General features: G+C 66.4%; 24 protein-coding genes. 11 read left to right on the forward strand and 13 right to left on the reverse strand.

Annotated elements, in window-relative coordinates:
- Positions 1 to 27: 27 nt before the first annotated feature.
- From BFD71_RS36490 to BFD71_RS36505, 4 genes are all read right to left on the reverse strand, one after another.
- Complete coding sequence (locus BFD71_RS36490) at positions 28 to 1,071, reverse strand: ABC transporter permease subunit (RefSeq protein ID WP_069269055.1); 1,044 nt, start codon at positions 1,069 to 1,071, stop codon at positions 28 to 30.
- A gap of 41 nt (positions 1,072 to 1,112) precedes the next feature.
- Entirely contained in the window at positions 1,113 to 2,666 is a 1,554-nt protein-coding gene (locus tag BFD71_RS36495; protein WP_069269056.1) for a sugar ABC transporter ATP-binding protein, read from the reverse strand.
- The gene (locus BFD71_RS36500) at positions 2,653 to 3,912 is read right to left on the reverse strand and encodes an ROK family transcriptional regulator (RefSeq protein ID WP_069269057.1); all 1,260 of its coding nucleotides are present in this window, start codon (positions 3,910 to 3,912) and stop codon (positions 2,653 to 2,655) included. The genes BFD71_RS36495 and BFD71_RS36500 overlap by 14 nt, the downstream gene beginning before the upstream one ends.
- A gap of 319 nt (positions 3,913 to 4,231) precedes the next feature.
- Positions 4,232 to 5,359: an MBL fold metallo-hydrolase gene (locus BFD71_RS36505; RefSeq protein ID WP_069269058.1), complete on the reverse strand. Its 1,128-nt coding sequence runs from the start codon at positions 5,357 to 5,359 to the stop codon at positions 4,232 to 4,234.
- Positions 5,360 to 5,447: 88 nt separating this feature from the next.
- Between BFD71_RS36505 and BFD71_RS36510 the strand changes: the two genes are divergently transcribed.
- The 6 genes from BFD71_RS36510 (at position 5,448) to BFD71_RS36535 (ending at position 10,024) form a co-directional block, all read left to right on the forward strand.
- A complete protein-coding gene (locus BFD71_RS36510; protein WP_069269059.1) occupies positions 5,448 to 6,065 on the forward strand; it encodes a TetR/AcrR family transcriptional regulator in 618 nt (205 codons plus the stop codon).
- 94 nt (positions 6,066 to 6,159) lie between these two features.
- Entirely contained in the window at positions 6,160 to 6,513 is a 354-nt protein-coding gene (locus tag BFD71_RS36515) for a YciI family protein (protein ID WP_069269060.1), read from the forward strand.
- A gap of 150 nt (positions 6,514 to 6,663) precedes the next feature.
- The gene (locus tag BFD71_RS36520) at positions 6,664 to 7,086 is read left to right on the forward strand and encodes a YciI family protein (protein WP_069269061.1); all 423 of its coding nucleotides are present in this window, start codon (positions 6,664 to 6,666) and stop codon (positions 7,084 to 7,086) included.
- Between the two features lie 31 nt (positions 7,087 to 7,117).
- Complete coding sequence (locus tag BFD71_RS36525) at positions 7,118 to 7,540, forward strand: VOC family protein (RefSeq protein WP_069269062.1); 423 nt, start codon at positions 7,118 to 7,120, stop codon at positions 7,538 to 7,540.
- Complete coding sequence (locus BFD71_RS36530; protein WP_069269063.1) at positions 7,537 to 8,841, forward strand: RNA polymerase sigma factor; 1,305 nt, start codon at positions 7,537 to 7,539, stop codon at positions 8,839 to 8,841. The genes BFD71_RS36525 and BFD71_RS36530 overlap by 4 nt, the downstream gene beginning before the upstream one ends.
- Before the next feature lie 112 nt (positions 8,842 to 8,953).
- Positions 8,954 to 10,024 (forward strand): hypothetical protein, encoded by a 1,071-nt coding sequence (locus BFD71_RS36535; protein WP_069269064.1) that lies wholly within the window; start codon positions 8,954 to 8,956, stop codon positions 10,022 to 10,024.
- A 15-nt stretch (positions 10,025 to 10,039) separates the two neighbouring features.
- On the opposite strand, the gene solA is transcribed toward BFD71_RS36535, so the two are convergent.
- Positions 10,040 to 11,197: an N-methyl-L-tryptophan oxidase gene (solA, locus tag BFD71_RS36540; protein ID WP_069269065.1), complete on the reverse strand. Its 1,158-nt coding sequence runs from the start codon at positions 11,195 to 11,197 to the stop codon at positions 10,040 to 10,042.
- A gap of 135 nt (positions 11,198 to 11,332) precedes the next feature.
- Positions 11,333 to 12,358, reverse strand: a complete 1,026-nt coding sequence (locus tag BFD71_RS36545; protein ID WP_069269066.1) for a LacI family DNA-binding transcriptional regulator — start codon at positions 12,356 to 12,358, stop codon at positions 11,333 to 11,335.
- A 206-nt stretch (positions 12,359 to 12,564) separates the two neighbouring features.
- Between BFD71_RS36545 and BFD71_RS36550 the strand changes: the two genes are divergently transcribed.
- The 5 genes from BFD71_RS36550 to BFD71_RS36570 all read left to right on the forward strand — a co-directional run bounded on the left by BFD71_RS36550 (position 12,565) and on the right by BFD71_RS36570 (position 18,992).
- Positions 12,565 to 13,701, forward strand: coding sequence for an ABC transporter ATP-binding protein (locus BFD71_RS36550; RefSeq protein ID WP_069269067.1), 1,137 nt, complete (start codon positions 12,565 to 12,567; stop codon positions 13,699 to 13,701).
- A 112-nt stretch (positions 13,702 to 13,813) separates the two neighbouring features.
- Complete coding sequence (locus BFD71_RS36555) at positions 13,814 to 15,079, forward strand: ABC transporter substrate-binding protein (RefSeq protein ID WP_069269068.1); 1,266 nt, start codon at positions 13,814 to 13,816, stop codon at positions 15,077 to 15,079.
- Positions 15,080 to 15,146: 67 nt separating this feature from the next.
- A complete protein-coding gene (locus BFD71_RS36560; RefSeq protein WP_069269069.1) occupies positions 15,147 to 16,052 on the forward strand; it encodes a carbohydrate ABC transporter permease in 906 nt (301 codons plus the stop codon).
- Positions 16,053 to 16,095: 43 nt separating this feature from the next.
- Complete coding sequence (locus tag BFD71_RS36565; RefSeq protein WP_069269070.1) at positions 16,096 to 16,947, forward strand: carbohydrate ABC transporter permease; 852 nt, start codon at positions 16,096 to 16,098, stop codon at positions 16,945 to 16,947.
- Positions 16,948 to 17,024: 77 nt separating this feature from the next.
- The gene (locus BFD71_RS36570; protein WP_069269071.1) at positions 17,025 to 18,992 is read left to right on the forward strand and encodes a beta-galactosidase; all 1,968 of its coding nucleotides are present in this window, start codon (positions 17,025 to 17,027) and stop codon (positions 18,990 to 18,992) included.
- A 71-nt stretch (positions 18,993 to 19,063) separates the two neighbouring features.
- Here the strand turns inward: BFD71_RS36570 and BFD71_RS36575 are convergent, their stop codons facing one another.
- The 7 genes from BFD71_RS36575 to BFD71_RS36600 form a co-directional block, all read right to left on the reverse strand.
- The gene (locus BFD71_RS36575) at positions 19,064 to 20,161 is read right to left on the reverse strand and encodes a porin (RefSeq protein ID WP_370684346.1); all 1,098 of its coding nucleotides are present in this window, start codon (positions 20,159 to 20,161) and stop codon (positions 19,064 to 19,066) included.
- 166 nt (positions 20,162 to 20,327) lie between these two features.
- Positions 20,328 to 20,465, reverse strand: coding sequence for a hypothetical protein (locus tag BFD71_RS41730; protein ID WP_176733017.1), 138 nt, complete (start codon positions 20,463 to 20,465; stop codon positions 20,328 to 20,330).
- Between the two features lie 166 nt (positions 20,466 to 20,631).
- Positions 20,632 to 22,191, reverse strand: coding sequence for an SH3 domain-containing C40 family peptidase (locus tag BFD71_RS36580; RefSeq protein WP_069269072.1), 1,560 nt, complete (start codon positions 22,189 to 22,191; stop codon positions 20,632 to 20,634).
- Between the two features lie 84 nt (positions 22,192 to 22,275).
- Positions 22,276 to 23,322, reverse strand: a complete 1,047-nt coding sequence (locus BFD71_RS36585) for an ABC transporter substrate-binding protein (protein ID WP_069269073.1) — start codon at positions 23,320 to 23,322, stop codon at positions 22,276 to 22,278.
- A 12-nt stretch (positions 23,323 to 23,334) separates the two neighbouring features.
- Positions 23,335 to 24,471 (reverse strand): NAD(P)/FAD-dependent oxidoreductase, encoded by a 1,137-nt coding sequence (locus BFD71_RS36590; protein ID WP_069269074.1) that lies wholly within the window; start codon positions 24,469 to 24,471, stop codon positions 23,335 to 23,337.
- A complete protein-coding gene (locus tag BFD71_RS36595) occupies positions 24,464 to 25,900 on the reverse strand; it encodes an NAD(P)/FAD-dependent oxidoreductase (protein WP_069269075.1) in 1,437 nt (478 codons plus the stop codon). The genes BFD71_RS36590 and BFD71_RS36595 overlap by 8 nt, the downstream gene beginning before the upstream one ends.
- The gene (locus BFD71_RS36600) at positions 25,897 to 26,235 is read right to left on the reverse strand and encodes a (2Fe-2S)-binding protein (protein WP_069269076.1); all 339 of its coding nucleotides are present in this window, start codon (positions 26,233 to 26,235) and stop codon (positions 25,897 to 25,899) included. Before BFD71_RS36600 ends, BFD71_RS36595 begins: the two co-directional genes overlap by 4 nt.
- Positions 26,236 to 26,282: the final 47 nt, after the last annotated feature.

Below are 26,282 nucleotides of genomic sequence, written 5' to 3' on the forward strand. Positions count from 1 at the left end.
CTGGCTGATGCTGTATCGAATGTTCGCTTAGGTACGGGCCGAGCCGCGCTGGCGGTAGCGGTCGAGCGCCACGGCGCCGACGATCACGAGACCCTTGATGATGTACTGCCAGATGTCCGAGACGCCGAGCAGCACGAGGCCATTGGTCAGGACGGCGATGATGAGCGCGCCGATCAGCGTGCCGATGATCGAGCCCACGCCGCCCACGAAGCTCGTGCCGCCCAGAATCACCGCGGCGATCGCGTCGAGTTCGTAGGACTGGCCCAGTTGCAGGCCGTTGGCTGCGTAGAGACGGGCCGCCGACATCACCGCGCCGAGACCCGCGAGCAGGCCCGACACGGCATAGACGAACATCTCGATGCCCCACACCTTGATGCCCGAGAGGCGCGCCGCTTCCGGGTTGCCGCCCACCGAGTAGATGCGCAGGCCGAGCACGGTACGGCGCAGCACGAACCACGAGCCGGCCACCACCACGAGCGCGATGATCACGAGCCAGGGCACGCCGAGCACCGTGCCGTTGCCGATGAAGGCGAACGACAACTGCGGGTTGAAGATCGTGGTGTCGTGACCCATGAGGCGCGCGATGCCGCGCACCGCCGTGAGCGAGCCGAGCGTGACGATGAACGGCGGCAGGCGCAGCAGCGCGATGAGCGCGCCGTTGATGAGGCCGAAGCCGAGGCCCACCGCGAGCGCCATGGGCACGCCGACCCAGCCCCAGCCCGCGAAGTTCGAGCCGATCATGGCGGCCATGGCGGCAGCGGCCAGTACCGAGCCCACCGAGAGGTCGATGCCGCCCGTGAGAATCACGAAGGTCATACCGGCGGCGAGCACGATGTTGATCGACGCCTGCTGCGTGACGATCGAAAGATTCTCCAGCGTGAAGAAGCCATCGGTGAGCAGACCGAAGCCGATGCACAGCAGCACCAGCACCGGCAGCATGCCGGCGGTGCGCACGAGCGACTTCATGCGCTGGCGATGACCGTCGACCGCGACGCTGCGTGCGGGTTGAGCGCCTTGCGCGGGCTGTGTGGGCGAGGCCGCGACACCGTGCCGGGGAAGAATGCTTTTCATGTCGTACTCCTGAGGGACGTTTCTTGCGTATGCGGTGAAGGTCAAGCGGCTTCGTCGAGCGGGTGCTGCGAGCCGGTGGCGAGTTCGATGATCGCTTCCTGGCTGATGGGTTTGCCGGAGTAGCCGCCAAGCTCGCCGGCGAACACGCCTTCGCGCATGACGAGCACGCGGTCGGCCACGCCGATGATCTCGGGCAGCTCGCTCGAAATCACGATAATGCCCACGCCGGTCTTGGCGAGGTCGTTGATGATGCGGTAGATCTCGGATTTTGCGCCGATATCGACGCCGCGCGTGGGCTCGTCGAGAATCAGCACGCGCGGCTTCGTTTCCAGCAGGCGCGAAAGCAGCACCTTCTGCTGGTTGCCGCCCGAGAGCGCGCCCACGTTCACGCGCGCGTTCGGCACGCGAATGGAGAGCGAGCGGATGGCTTCCTTCGCACGCTCGCCGCCGCGCGCGAGGTCGAGCACGCCCATGCGCGCGTCGCGCCCGGCCACGGCGACGTTGATGTTGTCGCGCACGCTCATGTCGAGAAAGAGGCCCTGATGCTTGCGGTCTTCGGTCAGGTAGACGAGGCCCGCGTTGATCGCGTCGCGCGGCGTGTGCACGTTGAGCGTCTGGCCGTCGATGGCGATCTGGCCGCGCAAGCGCGGTTCCGCGCCGAAAATGAGGCGCGCAAGCTCGGTGCGGCCCGCGCCCACGAGGCCAGCAATGCCGAGCACTTCGCCCGCGTGCAGGTCGAGGCTGCAGCCGCGCACGCGCTTGTCGTCGGCCACATCGCGCACGGTGAGCACGACCTTGCCCGGATCGTACGGTGCGTGCGCCTTTTTGTAGAAGCCCGAAATATCGCGGCCCACCATCATGCTCACGAGGCTTTCCGCGTTGAGCGCGTCGCGCATGAGCGTGCCCACGTAGCTGCCGTCGCGCAGCACGGAAACGCGGTCCGACAGCTCGTACACCTCGGCCATGCGGTGGCTGATGTAGATGATCGCCAGTCCTTCGTTGCGCAGTTGGTTGATGAGCTTGAAAAGGCGTTCCGTTTCGCGCGAGGAAAGCGGCGTGGTGGGCTCGTCCATCACGATGATGCGCGCGTCGCTATGCACGGCGCGCGCGATTTCCACCAGCTGCCGTTCGGCGATGGAAAGCGAGCCGACCAGCGTGGTGGGTCCGAAGCTCGCGCCGAGGCGCTTGAGCACGTCTTCGCAGCCGCGCTCCATGGCGCGCCGGTCGACCGTGCCGAAGCGGCGGCCGCCCTTGCGCAGTTCGCGGCCCGCATGAATGTTCTCGGCAACCGAGAGATTGGGCGCGAGGCTCAGCTCCTGATAGATCACGGCCACGCCCAGCGCGCGCGACGCATGCGGCCCGTCGATCACGACCGGCTTGCCTTCGATGAGGATCTCGCCGCCGGGGTCGGCCTGATAGGCGCCCGAGAGGATCTTCATCAACGTGGACTTGCCCGCGCCGTTCTCGCCCATGAGCGAATGGACCTCGCCGGGGTAGACGGTGAGGCGCACGTTGTCGAGTGCGCGCACGCCGGGGAAGGTCTTGGTGATGCCCCGCATTTCCAGCAGCGGCGGCGTGGACTCAGAGGGCGACATGGCTCTCCTCCTGCGCTTGAGCGTAAGTTTGTGCGCCGGCGCCCATGAGGATGCCCGCGCGCGGCGAAAAGTTGAAGAACATGGGGAGCGTGGCCGCGCCGAGCGCCCCCGCATCGGGACCGAAGGTGCCGCGCACCAGGGCGGGCGTGCCGCGCGCTTCCGGCGCGGTGGCCGCGACCGCGAGGCGCAGGCGCTGCATGAGCGTGTCGATGAGGCCCGCGTCCACGTCGGCGTCGAGCACCACGGCGGGCACGTCGAGCACGCAGAACGCCGAGCGCAGCGCGGGGGCGAGCGCATCGATGCAGTCGTCGAGCCATTCCTGCACGCCGGGGTGGCCGCGCGCGATGCACGCTTCCAGATCGGCGCGGCTGTCGATCGTCTCGCCGCAATACTGAAGATGGCGGCGCAGCGCGATGAGCGACGCGCGCGACAGCAGGATGTCCCACTGACCGGGCGGCTTGTGCGCCGAGGGCAGGCGGCTCGGCGGCACGGGCATCACCGCGAAATCGCCCGCGTTGCCGGTGAGGCCACGCACGCAGTCGCCGTCGATGGCGATGCCGCCGCCGATCGCCGGGCCGAGAAACAGGTAGAGGAAGTCGTCGCGCTGGCGCCCGCAGCCGTAGAAGATCTCGGCGATGGCGGCCGCGTTGCCGTCGTTTTCGCTGAACACGGGCAGCGCCGTGGCGCGCGCGAGTTCGCCCGCGAAATCGACATCGTTCCACACGCGGAAGGTGTCCGCCGGCAGGCCCAGTTCGCGCAGCCAGCTGCCGAGGTTGTACGGCTGCGCCACGCCGATGCCGGCGAGGCGACTGCGTTCCTCTGTCGTGAGGTGGCCCAATAACTCGGCGATGTCGCGTTGCACGATCTCCTGCGCGACCGAGGGTTGCGGCAGCAGCATGTCGCGCGAGCGGCGCTCGATCATGTGGCCCGCGAAATCCACGAGCACGGTTTCGATGTTGGTCCGGTCGAGCCGCACGCCGATGGCGAACGCGCCGCGCGGCGACAGGCGCAGCAGCGAGGCGGGCTGGCCGCGTTGGCCGTCGCGGCGGCCGCTCACCTCGATCAGGCCATTGGCCGTGAGCGAGGTGATGATGGTGCCCACCGCCGTGCTCGTGAGATTCGCGAGACGCGCGAGGTCGGCCTTCGACGCCTCGCCCGCGCGACGCAGCGCCTGCAGCAGCAGGCGTTCGTTGAAGCGGCGGACGTTGGCGGAATTGCTGCCCTGACCGACATGCGGACTTCTCACGTGTCTCCTCCTGTCGATCCGGAGTGGGCGCTTTGGCGCTCGCTCCGGTCCTATGCAAAGCAGGTCGGCCTGGAACTGCGTCGCCGACTAAATAAATCAAGTTGATTTATTTAATGCCAGAAATCGCGGGCTGTCAGCCTGGGGAAATCCCGTGAAGGGGTGAAGGGGCGGGATGAAGAGGCTCCGTACGATGCGGGCCCCGATGCAAAAGCTTAGGAGACTTTTGCCGCGAAGGGGAAGAAGCGGGGAACGAGCAGCAGGTGGGCCCGCGCGCGTTCGTATGGCGCGCGGGCTGTAGAGGGAGATGTGAGGATGGGTGTCAGGACTGCGCTTCGCGCGCATCGCGGCAAGCGAACCACCGGCGCGCCGTGCGCGGCGGCTCCGCGCTTTCCGCCACCTCACGCCACCAACGCTCCCCACGATGCGGCTCGACGAGATCGAGCCGCTCTCCCATGCGCGGCGTGGAGAGCGTCACGCCGCGCGCCAGCGCGAGGCCGGTCACGCGCTCGAACGGGTCCTGCCAGCGATGCATCGCGAGATCGAACGTGCCGTTGTGAATCGGCACGAGCCACTCGCCGCGCAAATCCACGTGCGCCTGCACCGTTTCCTCCGGTTGCATGTGGACGTAGGGCCATTGCGGGTCGTACGCGCCGGTTTCGATGAAGGTCGCGTCGAAGGGGCCAAGCCGCTCGCCGATCGTGCGAAAGCCGTCGAAGTAGCCGGTGTCGCCGCTGAAGAACACGCGCAGGTCGGCGTCGGCGATCACCCACGAAGCCCACAGCGTGCTGTTGCTGTCGAACAGGCTGCGTCCCGAGAAGTGCTGCGCAGGCGTGGCGGTGAACTCGACGCCCTCGACATTCGCGCCTTGCCACCAGTCGAACTGACGCACCTTCGCACCGTCGATGCCCCATTCGATCAAGCGGTCGCCCACGCCGAGCGGCGTGAGAAATACGCCCGTCGTGGCGGCGAGCGCGAGCACGGTTTCGCGGTCGAGGTGGTCGTAGTGGTCGTGCGAGAGGATCACGCCGCGTAGTGGCGGCAGGTCGGCAAGCGCGATGGGCGGCGCATGAAAGCGCTTGGGCCCGAGGTTCTGGAACGGCGAGGCGCGCTCGGCGAATACCGGGTCGGTGAGCCAGAAGTGGCCGCGCAGCTTGAAGAGCAGCGTGGAATGGCCGAGCCGGTAGACGCTGCGGTCGGGCGCGGCCTCGAGCTCCTCGCGCGTGAGCGCCTGAACGGGCAGCGCGCCGGCGGGCATGGTGCCGCCCGGCTTGTGGAAGATCATGTTCCACATGATCTTCAGCGTCTTGCCGAGGCCCTCGGCCGGGCGCGGACGCACGTTGCGAAAGCGCTCGCCATCGTGTTGCGGCGAGGTGGACGAGAGCTCGCGGCCGCGTTGTGCGGCGCTCAGGCCCAAGGTACGGCTCAGCGATGCGAAAGGCGAGGTCATGTCGGCGGCTGCCTTTGGAAACAGGAAGTAGACTGCACAGTGTAGTTTATTCTGGCGAAAAGTAAACTGTCTGGTGTAAGATTTGGGAATGGATTGCATCCCCGCCACCCCTCAACGCCTGACCGACCGCAAGCGCGCCGCCATCGTCGCGGCGGCCATCGACGAATTTCTGGCCTCCGGCTTCGACGCCACGAGCATGGACCGTATTGCGGCGCGCGCGAACGTCTCGAAGCGCACGGTCTACAACCATTTCCCGAGCAAGGAGGCGCTGTTCGCGTCGATCCTGTGCCAGCTCTGGGACGCGAGCGCGACCGCCGATGCGCCGGCCTACCGCGCCGGCGAGCCGCTGCACACGCAGCTCGTCGAGCTACTGATGCGCAAGCTGCGGCTCCTGAGCGACGAAGCGTTCTTCAAGCTCGCGCGCGTGGCGATCGCGGCGGGCATCCATTCGCCCGAGCGCGCACGCGACATGGTGGCTCGCATCGGCGAGCGCGAAGAGGACCTCACGGTCTGGGTGCGCGCGGCCGCCGCCGATGGCCGCCTGAAAACGACCGATCCGGCATTCGCCTCGCAGCAACTGCACGGCATCGTGAAGGCATTCGCGTTCTGGCCGCAGGTCGCAATGGGCCAGCCTCCGCTCGACGACGCGCAGCAGCGCCAGGTCGCCGAGTCGTCCGCCGATCTCTTCCTCGCGCGCTACGCGTGAGCGCCTCAAAGCGCGCCCGGTCGCGACGCGCATCGCTCCTTCTGGAATAGACTCTTGCCTTTCAGGATCGCAGGCTGACTGAGAGGACACCTTCATGCCATTCATGCTGCTCATCGCCGAGCCGCGCGGCCAGCGCGAGACGCGCGCGCCATCCGAAGGCGAGGCGCTCTACGCGCGCATGGTCGCGTTCGCCGACGAACTCGCCGCCGAGGGCAAGCTGATCGACGCGCACGCGCTCACCTCCGACACCGGCGGCGCACGCGTGCAGGTGCGCGAAGGCCGCGCGAGCATCATCGATGGCCCGTTCGCCGAGGCGAAGGAGATGATCGGCGGCTTTTTCCTTGTCGATTGCGCAACGCGCGACGAGGCACTGGCCATCGCGCAGCGCTGTCCCGCGGCGCAATGGGCGAGCGTCGAAGTGCGCGAAACTGGTCCGTGTTTCCGCTGAAGGGGTGCCTCTCCAGGTAGTTTCCCCAGGCACGCAAAAGATTTCGCTGTCCGTTGTCGATTTCCGTGCGCCCCGCGCGTCGTGTTCATGAGCGCACCCAAGGGTGCCGCTTGCCTCGAACGACCCGAACGCCACATTCAGGAGTAGACAATGCGATTCATGATCATGGTGCGCGCCAACGCGCTGACCGAAGCGGGCGAGCCGCCCGACGACGTCGAAGTATTCGCCGAAATGGCCCGCTATCACGAGGAACTGGCGAAGGCCGGCGTGCTGCTCGACGCCTCGGGCCTGCAGCCCAGCTCGCGCGGCTTCCGCGTGCACTACACGAACGGCAAGCCCACGATCCTCGACGGCCCGTTCGCCGAAACGAAGGAGTTGATCGCCGGCTATACGCTCATCCAGGTCCGCTCGCGCGACGAAGCGCTCGAATGGGCGCGCCGGTTCCCGTCGCCATTCGGCAAGCACACCGAGGGCGAGGTCGAAGTGCGGCAGCTCTATGAACTCGACGAACTTCCGCAGTGCGAGGGCGTCGAGAGTTTTCGCCAGCTGCAGGAACAACGTAAGGCATCCTGAGCATTTGCTCGATCACCGTGAGGCTCCAAACATGCATAAGCACATCTTCGTCAATCTGGGCGTGCGCGACCTCAAGCGCTCGATGGACTTCTTCGGCCAGCTCGGCTTCAAGTTCGACCCGAAATTCACCAACGACCAGGCCGCCTGCATGGTGTTGGGCGAGAACATGTACGCCATGCTGCTCACCCTCGATTTCATGCGCGGCTTCACCGACAAGGCGCTCGTGGACGCCCGCGAAAGCACCGAGGTGCTGACCTGCCTCTCGTGCGTGTCGCGCGAGGAAGTGGACGGACTCGTCGACAAGGCGCTCGCGGCGGGTGGCACCTCGAAGCGCCCGCCGATGGAGTGCGGCACCGACATGTACGGCCGCAGCTTCGAAGACCCCGATGGCCACATCTGGGAACTGATGTACATGTCGCCCGCCGCGATCGAAAAGGGCGCGCACGGCTCGTGACGCAGGCGCGCGACCCTCACGACCCATTCACGGCGACGCGCCGCACGGTCGAGGCCGTGTGGCGCATCGAGTCGGCGAAGGTGATCGCCCACGCCGCGCGCATCGTGCGCGACGTGGGCGTGGCCGAGGAAATCGCGCAGGACGCGTTCGTCGCCGCGCTGGAAAGCTGGCCTGTGAGCGGCATTCCCGAGAACCCCGGAGCGTGGCTCATGACCGCCGCGAAACATCGCGCCCTCGACCGGCTGCGTCGCGCGGCCTCACATGCGCGCGCGCACGAGGCGATGGGCGCGGACCTCGAAGCGCTCGAAGCGCACTTCGCGCCCGACTTCGTGGAGGCGCTCGACGCCGCGCGCGAGGACGAGATCGGCGACGACTTGCTGCGGCTCGTGTTCGTGGCGTGTCATCCGGTGTTGCCGAAGGAGGGACGCGCCGCGCTCACGCTGCGTCTGCTCGGCGGCCTCACTACGGCTGAGATCGCGCGCGCGTTCCTCGTGCCGGAGGCAACCGTCGCGCAGCGCATCGTGCGGGCCAAGCGCACGCTCGCGGCGGCGAAAGTTCCGTTCGAAGTGCCGCGCCTCGCCGACCTCGAGCCGCGGCTTGCTTCGGTATTCGAAGTGATTTATCTGATCTTCAACGAAGGCTATACGGCCACGGCGGGCCCGGACTGGACGCGCCCTGCGCTGTGCGAAGAAGCCCTGCGGCTAGGCCGCATGCTGGCGGAACTCGTTCCGCTCGAGGGCGAGGCTCACGGCCTCGTTGCCTTGATGGAACTGCAGGCTTCACGCTTGCCCGCGCGCGTGGACCGGGCAGGGCGCGCCGTGCTGCTCGCCGACCAGGACCGCAGCCGCTGGGACGCGCTATTGATCCGGCGCGGGCTTGCCGCGATCGCGCGCGGTGCGGCCTGCGCGGGTGCGCCTGGGCCATACGCGCTGCAGGCGTCGCTCGCGGCTTGCCATGCGCGCGCGCCGAGCGCGGCGCAGACCGACTGGGCGCAGATCGTCTCGATCTACGACGCGCTGCTCGAACTCGACGCCTCGCCCGTCGTGCGTCTGAATCGCGCCGTGGCGGTGGGTATGGCGCGAGGGCCGCAAGCGGCGCTCGATCTCGTCGATGCGCTGTGTGCGGAACCCTCGCTGCGTCACTATCCGTGGCTGCCGGCCGCACGCGGCGATCTGCTCGAAAAGCTGGCGCGCCATGCCGAAGCGCGAGCGGAATTCGAGCGCGCGGCCGCGCTCACGCAGAACGCGCGCGACCGCGAAGTGCTGCTGGCTCGAGCGCAACCGAGCGCGCCACGGACCTGAGGGTGTCACTTCCGGAAGGGTCACGCTTGCGCTTCTGAAATATCGGGGCACAACGCTTGCTACCTGTGCGCGCGGACCCACTCTCTTTGCGCGGCCGGCGCGCAGGCTTCCGATGATTTCAAAAGCGACGATTCTGGCGGTTTCGTGTTCGGCCTTGCTGGGCACGGCGTGTGTGCATCTCGGCCCAACGCGCTTGCGCGCCGACCAGGTCGATTACGCAAGAGCACTCGGCGATGCAAATAAACGCGGAATACTCGCGGCCGTGATCGGTTTGCGTTATGGCGACGCGCCCGCCTTTCTCACGGTGAGTTCGATCATCGCCGCGTATCAATTCGATTCGACGGCGGGCGTCACGGGCAATATCGGCTCAGGCGCGCAGCCGGACTATGCGCTTGCGACCGGTAATATCTCCTGGTCGAATCGCCCGACTTTCACGTTCACGCCAACTACGGGCGAAGCGTTCGCTTCGGCGTACATCCGGCCGCTCGCGCCGGAACTCATGATGCCGCTCGCCGAAGGCGGCATGCCGGTCGATCTGCTGCTGCGTATCGGCGCGCAATCGATCGGCGGGCTGCAGAACGGCAGCGCGCTAGGCGGGGAGGGCAGCGCGGGCTCGGCGGGTTTCTTCCAGTTGCTCCAGGCGCTGCGGCGCCTGCAACTGGCAGGCGAGCTGAACGTGGAGTCGCGCAGCGAGAACGGCAAGAACACGGTGTTCCTCGCACTCGGCGCGACGAACAGCGCGCAGTCGCCGCAAGTTTCGGCGGACCTGGCGCGCGTGCGTGAACTGCTCCATCTTGCGGCGGACGCGCGCACGTACGAGATCGTCTATGGACCCTCCGCGCAGGGCGGCAATCGCATTCCCATGGTGACGCGCTCGGTACTCGGCATCCTCACGAATATCGGCGCGCAGGTGCAGGTGCCGGACGCCCAGGTGCAGAGCGGCGCGACGAAACCGACCGTCGGTCTGATTGGGGGCGAAACGCGGCCGATCATCATCGTGCACCAGGGGCCGAAGGCGCCCGCGGACGCTTATGTCGCGATCGACTACGACGGCACGGCTTATTGGGTCGAGCGCGCCGACTTCGACTCGAAATATGCGTTCACGGTCCTGCAGAACCTCATGGCGCTCGCGGAAGCCGAGACGAGCAGCAAGGCGCCGGTCGTGACGATTCCCGCGAACTAGGCGTGAGCTGGCTCGCTACGCGAAGCGCTTGCGCGCGAACATCGCAAGGTCGATGCGGCTTTCGCCTTGCGTGATCCGCTCCGCTAGCGCCTCGCCGATCGCGCTGGCGAACTTGAAACCATGCCCGGAAAAGCCGGTCGCGATGTGCACGTTCGGGCAGGTGGGCACGCGGTCGATGATGAAATGTTCGTCCGGCGTCATGTCGTATTCGCAGGCCCGGCCCACGCGCAGCTTGCCCGCGCCCGGTAAGTAGCGTTCCAGGAAGGCTTGCAGATCGCCGAGATCGCTCGGCTCGGCGCCGAATGGCGCGAGCGGCGCGTCCGCCGCGATGGGCTCGCCGGTGTCGTGGCGGCCCAGCTTCAGGCCGCTGCCGTCGAGATCGGGAAACCCGTAATAACCGCCCACTTCCGAGGCGACGAAAAAGCCCGGGAAGCGCTCCGGCCCAAAGAGGCCTGGCTCGCCTTCGAACCACGCGAAACTCTTGCGCACGCGCGTGACCGGAATCTCGAGGCCCAGCGGCGCGAGCAGATCGCGAGTCGATTTGCCGGCGCACACGATCAGGTCGCGCGCGGTGAACTTTTCGTTCCTGTCGGTCCAGACGTTGACACTCTCGCGCCCATGACACTCGATGCGCGTGACGCGCGTATTCGTGCCCAGTGTTGCGCCGAGCGCGGTCGCGAGCTGCCGGTAAGTGCTGATCGCGCGCTCGCAATAGAGCACGCCCGCGCCGGGTTCGAAGTTCGCGATCTGCTCTGGGCGCAGTCGCCACGCGGGCCAGCGTTTGCCGGCCGTGGCGGCATCGAGCGTTTCCAGCGGGATGCCGTGGCTGGCGGCGCTCGCCTGCACCTCGCGCATGAACGCTTCGTCGGGCGAGCCGATGTTGACGACGCCCGTGCGCACGAAAAGGGCAGTCTGCGTTTGCTGCTCGAGGTCTTCCCAAAGCTGCTGGGCGCGCAAGGCGAGCGGCACGTAGGCGGCGCCTTCGCCATAGGCGTGGCGAATGAGGCGCGTCGCTCCGTGATGCGCACCCTGATCGTGCGGTGGATCGCCGGCGTCGAGCAGCAGCACCTTGTTGCCGAGGCGGCTCAGATAATAGCCGGCCGCCATGCCCATCGAACCTGCACCGACGATCAGCGTGTCGAAATGTCGATGACTTGCGTTTGTGTCCTGCATGTAGTGCCCCGTGCGCGCCGCGGCGCGCGAACGTGTGTGCGCCTGGCTCCGCTGAACCGGACGGGCGCGCCGTAAAGGGCATTCATTGTCGGCGCTTCGCCCGCACCTGTCGAGCGAGGTCTGACTCGTGCAGGGTCAGGCCCGGGCGCGCCGTTTGCGCGGCCCCGTGGACATGCGCGTGACGAGCTCGGGCGGCGGCCCGAGCACCATGGGCGGCTGCTGGTCCGGTTCGTCGATCAGCCGGATCAGGCTGCGGATCGACAGCTCGGCCACGGCCTCGGTCTGGATCGCGACGGTGGTGAGCGCGGGGCGCATCTGATGGGCGAGCTGAATGTCGGTGATGCCGATCACGGACACATCGTCGGGCACGGCGCGGCCCATGCTGACCAGCGCCTGAATCGCACCGATCGCGAGCAGGTCGTTGGTCGCGAAGATCGCGCTCACGCGCGGGTGCTGCGCGAGCAATTGCTGGCAGGCCGCGTAGCCGGAGTCGATCGAGTCGCGCACCTGCATCTGCGCCACGTTCGCCGGATTCACGCCGCCTTCTCGCATGGCCGTTCGGAATCCTTCCGAACGGGCGTCCTGCAGGCCGCCGCAGCCGTCGCCGATCAGCATGGCGATATTTCGGTGTCCAAACTCAAGTAGATGGTGCGCCGCGAGCGCGCCCGCGCGCGCGAAGTCCACGGCCACGCACGGCAGCACGGGCGGATTCTCGGGGTGCTCCCACATCGCCAGCAGAATGGGGCCGTTGTGCATGGCCGAGATGCACAGTTCGTTCATGGCGATGTCGGTGTTCATCACGAGCACGCCGTCCGCGAAGGTGCCCGCGATCTGGTTCAGGTAGGCGCGGCCGATTTGCGCGTCGTCGTCGGTGTTGCAGACCATCAGGAAGTGGCCCGCCTTGCGCGCGGCGCGTTCCGCCGCGAGCACGAACTCGGGGTAGAACGGGTTGGAGATGTTCGAGAGCATGAGCGCGAGCGTGGACGAGCGCCCCTGCGCGAGCGCGCGCGCATTGAGGTTGGGCCGGTAGCCCAGTTCGGCGATGGCCTGCAGCACGCGCTCGGCCGTCTCGGGACGAACCTTCTCGCGATTGCGCAGCACGTTCGAAACGGTAGCCGCCGTGACGCGTGCGCGCCGCGCGACTTCTGACAGGGTGACCATGTCGGACCTTTCCCACATTCAGGGAAGATGATTCAGATGTTGCAATGCTGCGGCGGGGTTTGCTACTTTTCTCCCACAACATCAACGGAGACAACGAATGCGCGATTGTGCCGGATTCGAATTTAAGCGGTTAAATGCCCGCTGCGCAAGGGCTGTGGGAAGTTTTCTGCAGAAAAATTTAAGCGCTTAAATTTCGAGGCGAGAACATGGCGACGATACAGCTCTCGGGCGTCGGCAAGCGCTACGGCGATCATCCGCCGGTGGTGCGGCATGTCGATCTCGACATCGGGCATCACGAGTTTTGCGTGTTCCTCGGGCCTTCCGGATGCGGCAAGTCCACGCTGCTGCGCATGATCGCGGGCCTCGAGGAATTGAGCGAAGGCGAACTGCGCATCGGGTCGCGCGTGGTGACGGACGTGCCCGCCGCCGAACGCGGCGTGGCGATGGTGTTCCAGAGCTACGCGCTCTTTCCGCACATGACGGTGTTCGACAACATCGCGTTCGGCCTGAAGATCGCCAAGGTGCCGAAAGCCGAGATCGAGCGGCGCGTGCGCGACGCCGCGCGCAGCCTGCAACTAGAGGCGCTGCTCGACCGGCATCCCAAGGCGCTATCGGGCGGACAGCGCCAGCGCGTCGCCATCGGCCGCGCCATCGTGCGCGAGCCGGGCGTGTTCCTGTTCGACGAGCCGCTCTCCAATCTCGACGCCGCGTTGCGCAGCCATACGCGCATCGAGATCGCGCGCCTGCACCAGCGCTTCACGGATGCGAGCGTCGTGTATGTCACGCACGACCAGGTCGAGGCGATGACGCTCGCCGACCGCATCGTGCTGCTGCACGCGGGCGCCGACATGGAGCGCCACGGCAGCGTGGCGCAAAGCGGCGCGCCGCTCGATCTCTATCACCACCCGAAGTCGCGCTTCGTGGCCGGGTTCATCGGCTCGCCGCGCATGAACTTCATCGACGCGAGTGTCGACTCGGTGGATGAAGAGGGCGTGCGCGTCACGCTCGAAGGCGGGCAGACGCTGCTCGCCTGCGTGGACGGACGCGCATTGAAGCGCGGTCAGCCGGTCACGCTGGGCGTGCGGCCCGAACATCTGCGGCTGACTGGCGACGATCAATCGATTGCGTGCGCAACGGTGCTCGCCGAGCGCCTGGGCGAACATAGCTATCTGCATGCGGATCATGCGGCCGGCACACTGGTCGCCAAAGCGCCGGGCGATTCGCTTATCGGTGTGGGCGAACGCATCCGCGTGCATGTGCCGCCGCAGGCGTGCCATCTGTTCGACGCCGAAGGCACAGCGTTGCGCCGGCTCGCGGCAGCGCATGCGCCGGCGCTGGCCTGATTTCGTTATACCCCGCCGGTAGAGCGGGTCACCAGGTCTGGCGGCGCGGGTGCCGTCAGTCGACAAAGGCAGTCCAAAAGCATGTTGGATGGATCGACACAGGAGACAACAGATGTTTTCCAATCGCTTGAAAGCGTTCGGTTCGCTGGCCCGCGGCTCGGCCGCCGTTGCGATCGTGGCGGCGACGGCGTTCACGAGCATGGCCGCCGACGCCGGGACGCTGACCGTCAACGTCTCGGCGCGCGCCAACCAGCGCTCGACATGGCAAGATGCCTTCGACCAGTTCAAGAAAGCCAATCCCGACGTCGACCTCAAGGTGTCCTATATAACCGAGGAAGCCTACAAGGTGCAGATGGGCGGCTGGCTCGCGACCGATCCGCCCGATGTGGTGTCGTGGCACGACGGCGAGCGCATGGCCTATTACGCCGAGCGCGGCCTGCTGGAAGACCTCTCCCCGGACTGGGCCAAAAACGGCTGGAACGACCAGTACGCATCGGTGAAGAGTGCGTCCACATGGAACGGCAAGCAGTATGCCGCGCCGCTGGGATATGACGCCTATGGCTTCTTCTACCGCAAGGACCTGTTCGCCAAGGCCGGGATCAAATCCGAGCCGAAGACCTTCGACGAATTGCTGGAAAGCTGCAAGAAGCTCAACGCCATCGGCGTGCAGCCCATTGCCGTGGCCGCGCGCGACAGCTGGACGCTCGCCGCGTGGTTCGACTATCTGGACCTGCGCATCAACGGCAACGAGTTCCACCAGAAGCTGATGGCCGGTCAGATTCCCTATACCGACCCGCGCGTGAAGAAGGTCTACACGACGTGGAAGACGCTGATGGACAACCATTGCTTCATGGAAAACGCGCTTTCCTACGACGTGGATTCGATCGCGCCGGTGCTCGTCAACGGCAAGGCGGCGATGATGCTGATGGGCACGTTCTTCTCGGCGAGCTTCCCGGAGAACATGAAACAGAACGTGGGCTTCTTCCGCTTCCCGGTCATCGACGCCAACGTGCCGACGGCCGAAGACGGTCCCGTGAACGTACTGCTCATTCCTGCAAAGGCCAAGAACAAGGCCGATGCGCGCCGTCTGCTCGCCTTCATGGAAACGCCCGCGATCAACGCCGAACTCGCGCACGGCTGGGGCCAGCTGCCTTCGAACAACAAGGCAGCCGAGCCTGACGATCCCATCTCCAAGGTGGGCTTCCAGACGCTCGCGAGCACGCGCGGCGGCATTGCGCAGTTCTACGACCGCGACATGCAGAAGGAAATGGCCGACGAAGGCATGAAGGCCATGCAGCAGTTCTACAGCGACCCGTCGCAGCTCGATACGCTGCTCGCGCGCCTCGAAACGACGCGCCAGCGCATCTACCACAAGTAAAGCCGCGGTGCGGCCGGCGCATTGCGCCGCCGGCCGTACCTTCTTCGATCACCGGCGAGACTTCACCATGTCCGATACCTTGGCGCGCCCCATTGGGGCGGCGCGGCCGCGTCGCGTCTCTACTGTGCGGCGGCAACAGAATCGCGCCGCGCTGTTTTTCCTGCTGCCGGGCTGCGCGCTCTTTGCGCTGTGCGTGGTCTACCCGATTTTCAGCAGCATCACGCTCAGCTTCTATAACTGGGACGGGATGACCGCGAAAACGTTTGTCGGGCTCGCGAACTACGTCGAACTGTTCCAGACCGACACGTTCTATACCGCGCTCAAGAACAATCTGCTGTGGCTTGTGTTCTTCCTGCTCGCGCCGCCGCTCGGTCTCGTGTTCGCGCTCTATCTGAACCAGCACGTGCGCGGCATACGCGCGGTGAAGTCGCTGTTCTTCGCGCCGTTCGTGCTCTCGGGCGTGGTGGTCGGTCTCGTGTTCTCGTGGTTCTACGATCCGACCTTCGGTCTGCTCAAGATGATCGTCGGCCATGGCATACCCGTGCTGGGCGACCCGAAGCTCGTGACGTTCGGCATTATCTTCGCCGCACTCTGGCCGCAAACACCGTTCTGCATGATCCTGTATCTCACGGGCCTCACGGGCATCAACCCCGAGATCGTGGAAGCCGCGCGCATGGAAGGGGCGAAGGGCTGGCGGCTCTTCTGGCACGTGGTGCTCCCGCAGCTGCGCCCTGCCACGTTCATGGCCATCGTGCTCACGGTGATTGGCGCGCTGCGCAGCTTCGACCTGATCGCCGTGATGAGCGGCGGCGGCCCGTTCGACAGCTCCACGGTGCTCGCGTACTTCATGTACGACCAGGCGATCAAATACTACCGCGAAGGCTATTCGGCGGCGATTGCCGTCGTGCTGTTCGCCATCATGCTCGTTTATATCGTGTTCCATTTGCGCCGCATGCTGCGCGAAGAACGCTGAGTTACCCGTCGATTTTTCGTCGCTGTTCACGGAGTCGCTGCCCATGTATCCGCTTCCCGTCGATCGCTGGAAACCCGCGAATCGCGCGCTCTACAAGATCTCGTTGCCCATTGCGCTCGTTATCTGGCTGCTGCCCATGCTCGCCGTGCTCATTACCTCGATCCGGTCTACCGAGGAACTGCAGCAGGGCGACTACTGGGGCTGGCCGAAGCACTTCGCGCTGCTGGAAAACTACGGGGCGGCGCTCACGCAAACACCGATGCTCCATTACTTCGCGAACAGCGTGCTGATCACGGTGCCTTCGGTGATCGGTGCCATTACGCTGGCTTCGATGGCGGGCTTCGCGCTCTCCACGTATCGCTTTCGCGGCAACACGGCGGTGCTGTTCGCCTTCGTCGCCGGGAATTTCGTGCCGATCCAGATCCTCATGATCCCGGTGCGCGACATGGCGCTGCGCGTAGGGCTCTACAACACCGTGTGGGCGCTCATCATCTTTCACGTGTCGTTTCAGACCGGATTCTGCACGCTGTTCCTGCGCAATTTCATCAAGCAACTGCCGTTCGAACTGATCGAGGCCGCGCGCGTGGAAGGCGCGAGCGAATGGGCCATTTACTGGCGCATCGTCATGCCGCTCGTGCGGCCGGCGCTCGCCGCGCTCGGCATTCTCGTCTTCACGTTCGTCTGGAACGACTACTTCTGGGCGCTGTGTCTCACCCAGGGCGACGACGCCGCGCCGATCACGGTGGGCGTAGCCGCGCTCAAGGGGCAGTGGACCACGGCGTGGAACCTCGTGGCGGCGGGCTCGGTGCTTGCGGCGCTGCCTTCGGTGCTGATGTTCTTCGCCATGCAGAAACACTTTGTCGCGGGGCTTACCTTCGGCGCGAGCAAGGGCTGAGAGAGCCCGGCCGCAGCCGAAGGCCCTTTTTTATTTCATTCGTATTCCCGACGTTATTCCGAGGCGGATTGTCACTCATGCAAATCGGTGTCTGCTACTACCCCGAACAATGGCCGCAAACGATGTGGGCCGACGACGCGCGCCGCATGGCCGAATTCGGCATTACCCACGTGCGCATTGGCGAATTCGCCTGGAGCCGCATGGAGCCGCGCGCCGGTGTGTATGAGTGGGCCTGGCTCGACGATGCGATCGAAACGCTCGCGGCCCGTGGCCTGAAGATCGTGCTCGGCACGCCCACGGCCTCGCCGCCGAAGTGGCTCGTCGACGCGACGCCCGAGATGCTTCCCGTGCGCGCCGACGGCACGCCCTGGAACTACGGCTCGCGCCGCCACTACGACATTGCGAGCGAGGCTTATCGCGCCCATTGTGTGCGCATTACGGAGGCGATGGCACAGCGCTACGGCGCGCATCCGGCCGTGATCGCATGGCAGACCGACAACGAGCTGGGCTGCCACGACACCGTGCCGAGCTGGTCGAGTGCCGCGCAGCGCCGCTTCCAGACGTGGCTCGCGAAGCGCTACGACACGATCGAGGCGCTCAACGAGGCATGGGGCAACGTGTTCTGGAGCATGGAGTACCCGTCGTTCGAAGCGGTGGGGTTGCCCGTGCGCACGCCGACCGACGCCAACCCGGCGCATCATCTGGATTTTCGCCGCTACATGTCGGTTGAAGTCGCGAGCTTTCATCGCGAGCAGGCAGACGTGCTGCGCCGCCACGCGCCGAACGCCGACGTATTGCACAACTTCATGGGTTTTTTCACGACCTTCGATCACTACCAGTTCGCGGCGGACAAGGCCATCGACGTGGCGACGTGGGACAGCTATCCGATCGCGCGCACCGAAGTGATCGGGTTGCCGGAAGCGCAGAAGGCTCGCTACGCGCGCACCGCGCACCCAGACGTCTCGTCGTTCGACCACGACCGCTACCGCACAATAGGCGGCGGGCGCTTCTGGGTGATGGAGCAGCAGGCGGGGCCGGTGAACTGGGCGCCGTGGAATCCGGTGCCCGCGCCGGGCATGGTGCGCCTGTGGGCCTATGAAGCGTTCGCGCACGGCGCCGAACTCGTTTCGTACTTCCGCTGGCGGCAATGCCCGTATGCGCAGGAGCAGATGCATTCGGGCCTCAATCTGCCGAATAACGAGCTGTCTCCCGGCGGCCGCGAGGTGGAGCAGGCCGCGCGGGAGATCGCGGCGAGCGACGTGTTGCGTACACTCGCACCGGCGGGGCGTGCCCAGGTGGCGCTCGTATTCGACTACGAAACGCAGTGGATGTTCGAGATCCAGCGCCACGGCGCGAGCTTCGACTATCAGACGCTCGCGTTCGACTACTACAGCGCGCTGCGCGAACTGGGCCTCGATGTCGAAATCGTCTCGCGGCACGCGGATCTTTCGGCGTACCGGCTCGTGGTCGTGCCGTCGCTGGCCGTGATCGACGACGCCTTCGTCGATCAGATCGAGCGCAGCGACGGCCTGTGGGTGTTCGGGCCGCGCAGCGGCTCGAAGACCGCGCACTTCGCCATACCCGGCGACCTGCCGCCCGGCGTGTTGCAGCGCGTGCTGCCGTTGCAGGTGCTCGAGGCCGAATCGCTGCGGCCCACGCTCGCGCCTGCGGTCACGCTAGCCGGCGTGCAGGGCGAGGCATTGCATTGGCGCGATCACGTGCGCGCCAACGGCGCCACGCGCGTTCAGGCGCAATTCGAAGACGGCTGGCCTGCGCTGCTCTCGCATGGCCGCGTGCGTTACGCCGCTGCGTGGTTTTCGCGCGAGCTGCATCTCGCCATGCTCGACGAAGCCGCGCACGGCGCGGGCCTCGCAACGCAGCGCTTGCCGGAAGGCTTGCGCGTGAGCCGACGCGGCGGATTGTGCTTCGCCTTCAACTTTGGCGAGCAACGTGTTCAGGCGCCGGCCCCCGACGGGGCCCAGTTCGTGCTGGGCGCGCGCGAGCTTGCGCGAGGCGACGTGTGCGCGTGGCGCGAAACCCGCTGAGCCGCAGCTAACCCGAGAGAGTGTTCCGCGTCGCGTCGCATCACGCGCGCGCCGCGGAACACTCGCGCGCATCAGAACAGATGCCGGATGCCGATGCTCGCGCCCACGGTCGACCCGGAGACTTCAAAGAGCGCGTTGTTGATCGACAAGCCCGTGTCCATACGACCGTGGTTGTTCACGTAGCCCACCTGGCCATAGAGCGTCGTGCGTTTGGAGAGGAAGAACTGCACGCCGCTCGACGCGAGGAGCGAGTGGTTGGTGCCGTCGTTGCCGTCGCGCGTGTACCAGACGCCGGCATCGACGTCGAGGTAGGGCGTGATCATATAGCTGAGCCCGCCGGAGTAGACGCTGTTGTCGAACGACTGCGCAACCTTGTAAAGCGCGTACGAAGCGGAGATCGTGAGCGAGTTCGGGAAGCGATAGCTCGCGCCGATCGTGCGGCCCACGAACTCGATGGTGCTCGGCACTGGCGTGGTGGCCGCGCTGCCTCCGGCATTGCCGCTATACAGCGCGCCTGTGATCGTGAAGCCCGCGATGTGATAGCGCAGGCTCGCCGAATACTGGCGTCCCGCCTGGAAGTTGCCCGCCGCGCCGCCCATGGCGAACATGCCCATCGCCTGAATGCCGGCGATTTCCGGGGACGTATACGTAATCGCGTTGCTGTTGAAGAGCCCGGTCACGTAGACGTTGTTCACGTAGCTCACGAGACCGCTGCCGAAATACGACATGCCGCGCGGGTCCGTCTGGTAGAGCGAGAGGAAGAACGGTGAGTACTGCAAACCAGCCTTGACCGTACCATAGGGACTTTCCATGCCGATCCACGCCTGACGCCCGAAGAAGTTGCCGTTGGAATTGCCGAACTGGCCGTTCGCGATGCTGATGCCGCTCTCGAGCGCGAATACCGCACGCATCCCGCCGCCCAGGTCCTCGGCGCCGCGCATGCCGAAGTTCGAGCCGGATATGCCGCTGTCCGTAAACGAGAACTGATGACCGGCGTTCTGGCCCGTCCGCGTGTTCAGCGTATGGCTCGTGTAGAGGATCGACCCGTCGACGATGCCATACAGTGTGACGCTGCTCTGCGCGCTTGCGACACCCGCTGTGCCCATCAAACCGGCCGCCGCGAGGCAGCGGACCAGCCATTTCATGCCGAGGTTGTCGCGTTGTAACATTTCGTCATCCTTAGTGTTATTTATGGATTGAGATTGATGTGACAGGTGCTGCGCACGCTTCAGGCCATGCTCCAGGCAAAGCCGCGGATAAAGCTTCAGGCAAAAGGGGGCCGGGGTTCCTCGCGGAACCCCATGAATCGGAATGCTGGGAGTGCTGCTCGGCGTACTACGCGGAGTACTTCGCGTAGTCCTGCGGTCTGGCGCGGCGGCCGGGGTCCTCTCGCGTGCGCAGGAACAGCGTGGGCGAGCGCGTGGTCATCGTGGGCTTGCGGCTAGGCATGGGCCGGATTGAATGCGCGTTCACCGATCGCTTCTCCCCTGACGAGAGGTGTGCAACGTTGACGGAATGCTACGTTCGATGGGGGCTATTTTTGTACGACCGTGCGGAATCTGTCACCCTGGGAGAAACGATCACATTTGCGCATCAATTTGTTGCACCCGGCGCATGAATCGACACACGGGCGCCTGCCTCACCCCGCCGGATTCTCCTCATCCTGCGGCGGCGCGCTGCCCGCGGGCGCACCCAGGATGCTGACCTGGAAAACCGGCGTGCCTGCAAGCGACTCGAGGTTGGGGTCTTCGGGGTAGGCGAGCAGCAAAGGGAAGATGACAGAGCCGCCAATCACGGCGCGGCGGCTGTTCTCGGCGGGGCGCAGGCCCCAGACGTCCTGATAGACGAGCGGCACCGTCTTGCCGTCGCGCTCCGTGTTGCCAAGGTAGAGCATCACGTGACCGCCTATATAGATGAGCGTGCGCATGGGCGCGCCGTGCTGCACGAGCCAGTCGAGGCGTTGCGCGGGCGTGGAAGCCGAAAGATCGGTCATCGCCCCCGCGTTCATTTGCGTGGACGAATGGCGGGGCAGCCACACGCCGAACGCAGCGAAAATGCTCTGCAATTCGGCCGAGCAGTCGTTGTCGAAGTTCGTATTGCCCCAGCCGTAGGGGCGGCCGATCAGCGCCTTCATCAACTGTGCGAGATGGCGCGGCGTCGCCGCGAGCGGCGCGGGCACGATGGCGTTCGAATCGAGCACTGCCGTGCGGATCGCCGCGCGGCCGTCTACATCGCGGGCGGGCACGAGCACTTCGCCCGGCTTCGCGCCGGAAGCGGGGCGCAGCGGCAGCAGCGTGCCGGCAGGCGCGTCGAAGCGGAACACGCCGCCATCGTCGCGCAGCGCGGCGGAGGCCACGACCACGACGCCGAGCGAGTGGTGCGCCGCCGCGCGCCACGTCGAAACGAAGGCTTCATCGACGCTCGCCACGCCGTCGCTGCGCACCCAGCCCTGCACGTCCGGCGTCTGCACGTAGCGCCAGGCGCCGTCTGCGCTCGTGCCGAGCACGTAGAGCGGCGTGCCCGGCCGCACGGCGCTCACCTGCAGGTTGTCGAAGGGATAGCCTTCGCCTGCTATGCGATGTGAATAGAACGACGGGTCGACGGTGGGCAGCTCGCGCACGTACAGTGCCGTCGTGGCGATGGCGCGACGCGTGGCATCGAAGCCGCTGGACTGTTCGAACTGGCTGACGTTGGCGTTGCGCTCGATGGCGTCGATCCACGCCTTCGTGTGCGGGCGGAAATTCATGCCGTAGCCAATACGGCGCGCCTCCTTGCCGGTGTTGTCGAAGTATGCGAGGCGGCGCGTCTGCAGCGCGGCAATGTCGCTGCCGCCGTCGCGATACACACGCTGCTCGACAAACGCGCGATTCCACGGCGAGGGATCGTTCGGCCCTGCACCGAAATAGCGCGCGACGAGCGCATCGAATTGCGCGCGCTGGACGTCGGGCGAAAGGAAGGGCTTGTCGTAACCGGCGCTGGCCGGATCGATCCAGTGATCGACGTTCTGGTCGTAGTGCTCGATCGGGAACAGCGTGACCGTATCGGGCGGGAGCGCCTGCCCGGCATCACTCTGCGAGGCCGGGCCGGTCGCGCATCCCGGCAGCACGCACGCGGCGGCTAGCGTCAGGGCGAGGAGGCGGGCGCGCGGAGCCCGGGCAAAAGCGGAAAGGCGAAACGAAGAATCGAGGGCGGAGCGCATGGGCGAGCGGGCGGTTCGACAACCCGTGGATGATACAGGACGCGCCGCGCCCGCCGCCCTCGCTATTGCGCGAAAATCAAACGATCACTGCTCGATCTGCCGGTTCCAGCGCGAATCCCACTGCGCGCGGTGCTCGTTGATCACGTCCCAGTCCACCACCGTCACCTTCTTCACGAGCTGGTCGAGATTGCCCAGGCTCTTTTGCATGTCGGGCGGCATGGTCGCGTTCTGGTTGGTCGGAATCTGCTTGCCGGCGGAGGCCGCCTTGCTCTGCGCGGGCGCAGACAGCAGGAACTGCGCGAGCTTTTGCGCGAGCTGCGGGTCGGGATTGTTCTTCACCACGCACAGGTCCACGAGCAGCAGCACGGCGCCTTCCTTCGGGTTGGCGTAGGCCACGGGCAGGCCCTTGTCCTTCAGGTCGCCCACGGCGGTGGGCGTGAGCGGGAAAATGCCGGCCTCGCCGGTCTGGATCATCTCCGAGAGCTTGGCCGAATTCGGAATATATTCGACGACGTTCGGACCCACCGTGCTCGCCCACTTCGTGAAGCCCGGCTCGACGTTGTTCTCGCTGCCGCCCATCAGGCGATTGATGGCGAGAAAGCCGTGCAGCCCGAACGTGCTGCTCGAAGCCGACTGGAACACTACCTTGCCCTTGTATTTCGGATTGGCGAAATCGAGCCACGAGGTGGGCGGCGCCCAGCCTTTATCGGCGAACACCTTCGTGTTGTAGCCAATGCCCGTCATGCCGAGCTGCACGCCCGCGCCCACGTCGCCTTTCATGCGCGCGAACGGATACAGCTCCTTGAGCACCGGCGAATCGTCGAGTTTCTCGCACACGCCCATGCTCACCGCGCGCGCCATTACGCCGTCGTCGAGAAAGGCGACATGCATCTGCGGGCTGTTGCGGTTGGCGAGGAGCTTCGCGAGCACGTCGGACGACGTGCCCGGCACGACCACCACCTTCACGTTGTTGGCCTTCTCGAAGTCGGGCAGGACCTGGCTCGTGTAGGCTTTCTCCATCGGGCCGCCGTTCATGCCGATGTAGATCGTCTTCGTTTGCGACCAGGCGCCTTGCGAGATGCCCAAGGCAACGAGTGCGGCCAGCGGAGCCAGGGTGCGTGTGAGTTTCATCGTGGGGACTCCTTATTTGATTGGGAGAGCGGCATGAACGGAAGACTGCGTGAAGCGGCCGATAGCGAACGCCTCGATGGGCGTGCTCGTCGTGCCTTCTGTGACGAGTTCGGCGAGGACTTCGCCCACGCCCGGCGCCAGCAGGAAGCCGCCGCCGGAAAAGCCGAAAGCGTGCACGAGGCGCGGCGTGGTGTTGCTGAAACCGATGATCGGGTTGCTGTCCGGTGTTTCACCTTCCACGCCGCTCCACGTGCGGATGAGCAGCGCGTCGCGCAGGCCGGGCAGCAGCGCGCAGGCGTCGCGCATGACGGCGCGCGTGGTGGCGGTGGAAGGCTGTGCGTACTCGCCGTCGCCGTGCCCGCGTCCGCCGCCGATCACGCAGTTGCCGCGCTCGACCTGGCGCGCGTAGACGCCGCCGCCGTAGACGCCCAGGTTGTGCTGGATAAAGCGCGGCAGCGGCTCCGTCACCCACATGTTCGGGTAGATCGGCTTCATCGGCACGGTTTCGCCGAACGCGCCCGCCACCGTATTGGCCCAGGCGCCCGACGAGTTGATCAGCCAGTCCGCGCTGATGCGCTCGTGGCCCGCGCGCATCTGGAAACGCCGGCCGTCGAAGCTCAGGTCGGCGAGCGCGGTCTGCTCCTGCACGTGCGCGCCCGCGCGCCGCGCCGCCACCGCGAAGCCGGGCGAGACGAGACGCGGATTCGCCTGGCCGTCGCTCGCGCAAAGTGCCCCGCCAATGGCGGTTTTGCCGAGCCACGGGTAGCGGCGCCGAAACGCTTCGCCGCTCATGACGACCGACTCCACGCCGAAATCGCGCGCCATGTCGGACCACGCGTGAAGCGCGTCGAGATCGCTGTCGCGGCGCGCGAGGCGCAAGTGCCCCGACACGACGAATTCGCCGTCGCTGCCGATCAGTTCGGGCAAGCGGCTCCATACGCGCCGGGCGCGCACCGCAAGCGGCAGTTGCTCGGCGCTGCGTCCGTGGGTGCGCACGCCGCCGTAGTTCACGCCGCTCGCCTGCGCGCCGCAAAAGCGCCGCTCGAACAAGCCGACGCTTACCCCCTTGCGCGCGAGTGCGAGCGCCGCCGATGCGCCGACGAGCCCGCCGCCCGCGATCACAACCTGGAAGTGGCGCGTGTCACTCATCGTGGGCTTCCTCTTCGATGACTTGCACGCCGTCGTCGAACAGCATCGGTGAAATGGGAATCGGCTTGATCGGCGCCTGGCTGCGTAAGCGGCCCACCTCGTGCAGCGGCTTGCCGGTCTCCACGCTCAGTAGCGCCATGGCGGATTCACCGCACATGCGCCCCTGGCAGCGCCCCATGCCGATACGCGTGAGCGCCTTCAGGCGGTTGACCTCGCTGGCGAAACCGTCGCGGATACAACTACGCAGCGTGCCGGCATCGACTTCCTCGCAGCGGCAGATGGTCAGGTCGTCGGGCCAGTTGGCGGCGCAGTTGGCCGGCGGGGCAAATGCCTGCTCGATGCCAACGCGAAAGCGCGCGATCCGTTCGAGACGCTTCTCGATCGTTGCCACATCAGGCAAAGCAGCATCGTGCTGTGGCGCTTCGATGCCGATATCTTCGAGCATCGCGAGTGCGGCGCGGCTGCCCGCGAGTTCGGCGGCATCGGCGCCTGCGATACCGGCGCCGTCGCCGGCCAGATAGACGCCCGGCACAGAGCTGCGGCCCGCCGCATCGCGTTCGGGCAGCCAGCAGCGGTTGAGGTCGTCGAAGGCGAAGCGGCAGCCCGCGAGATCGGCGAGCTGGGTTTCGGGCCGCAAGCCGTAGCCGAGGCCGATCGCATCGCAGGCGATGGCGTGCTCCTTGCCGTCGGCCGCGCGCCAGCGGAAGTATTGCACCGCCGCGTCGCCTTCGATGGCCTCGAGCGAGACGCCATGCTCCATGCGCACGCCATGCGCCTTGAGCCACGCGACGTAATAAACGCCCCTGGCGAAGGTGCCCGGCTGGTTGAGCAGCTTCGGCGCGGCGGCGGCCTGGCGCCCAAACGGGCTCGTGTCGAGCACGGCGGCTACTTGCGCGCCCGCTTTCGCATACTGATACGCGACGAGGTAGAGCAGCGGCCCGGTGCCGGCGAACACGGTGCGCTGGCCAATTGCGCAGCCCTGCGCCTTCAGCGCGACCTGGGCGCCGCCGAGTGTATAGGCGCCTGGCAACGTCCAGCCGGGCAGCGGCACGATGCGGTCGGTGGCGCCGCTCGCGATGATCAGATGCGACCACGGCACGCTCGATTCGCGGCCCGCGCGCAGGGTGTCGAGCCGGCCCGGCTCGCACGACCAGGCCAGCGTGTCGGGCCGATAGTCGATTTTCGGGAGCAGGTCGGCCATGGTGCGATGGACCGCATCGGCTTTCTTCGCCTCGAAGCCGTAGAGCGCGGTTTTCGTGCGCGAAAAGCCTGCACCGTCAGCGGGCTGGCGATAAATCTGGCCGCCCCAGCGCGCGTTTTCGTCGATGACGGTGGGGCGCAGTCCCGCGGCCACGAGCGTTTGCGCGGCGCGAATGCCGGCCGGTCCTGCGCCGACGATGACGATGCGCTCGGGCCCGGTCGCGCTCATCGCGCACCTCCGCCATAAATTTTGGTATCCGAACCAGTGCGCGTCACCACACGCATGCCTTCGCGCAACGGCGTGGAGCAGGCGCGCAGGCGCGTGCCGTCTTCACAGCGCACCCAGCAGTCCTGGCAAGCGCCGATCAGGCAGAAGCCCGCGCGCGGTTCCGCGCTGAACTCGCTGCGGCGCACGTGCCGCTGATGCGTGAGAATCGCGGTGAGCAGCGTATCCCCCGCGAGCGCCTTGACTTCGACGCCGTCTAAAACGAAGGAAACGCTCGCGCGCGCGGTTTCGGCAACGCGGACGAACTGGGCAAGGGGAAGCGGCGTGGCGGTGCTCATGGAAGGTCGGTGGCGCGGCAGCAGGAATCGAAAGAGGCGGGCGGCGT

Source organism: Paraburkholderia nodosa (assembly GCF_001718195.1).
Taxonomy (GTDB): Bacteria; Pseudomonadota; Gammaproteobacteria; order Burkholderiales; family Burkholderiaceae; genus Paraburkholderia; species Paraburkholderia nodosa_A.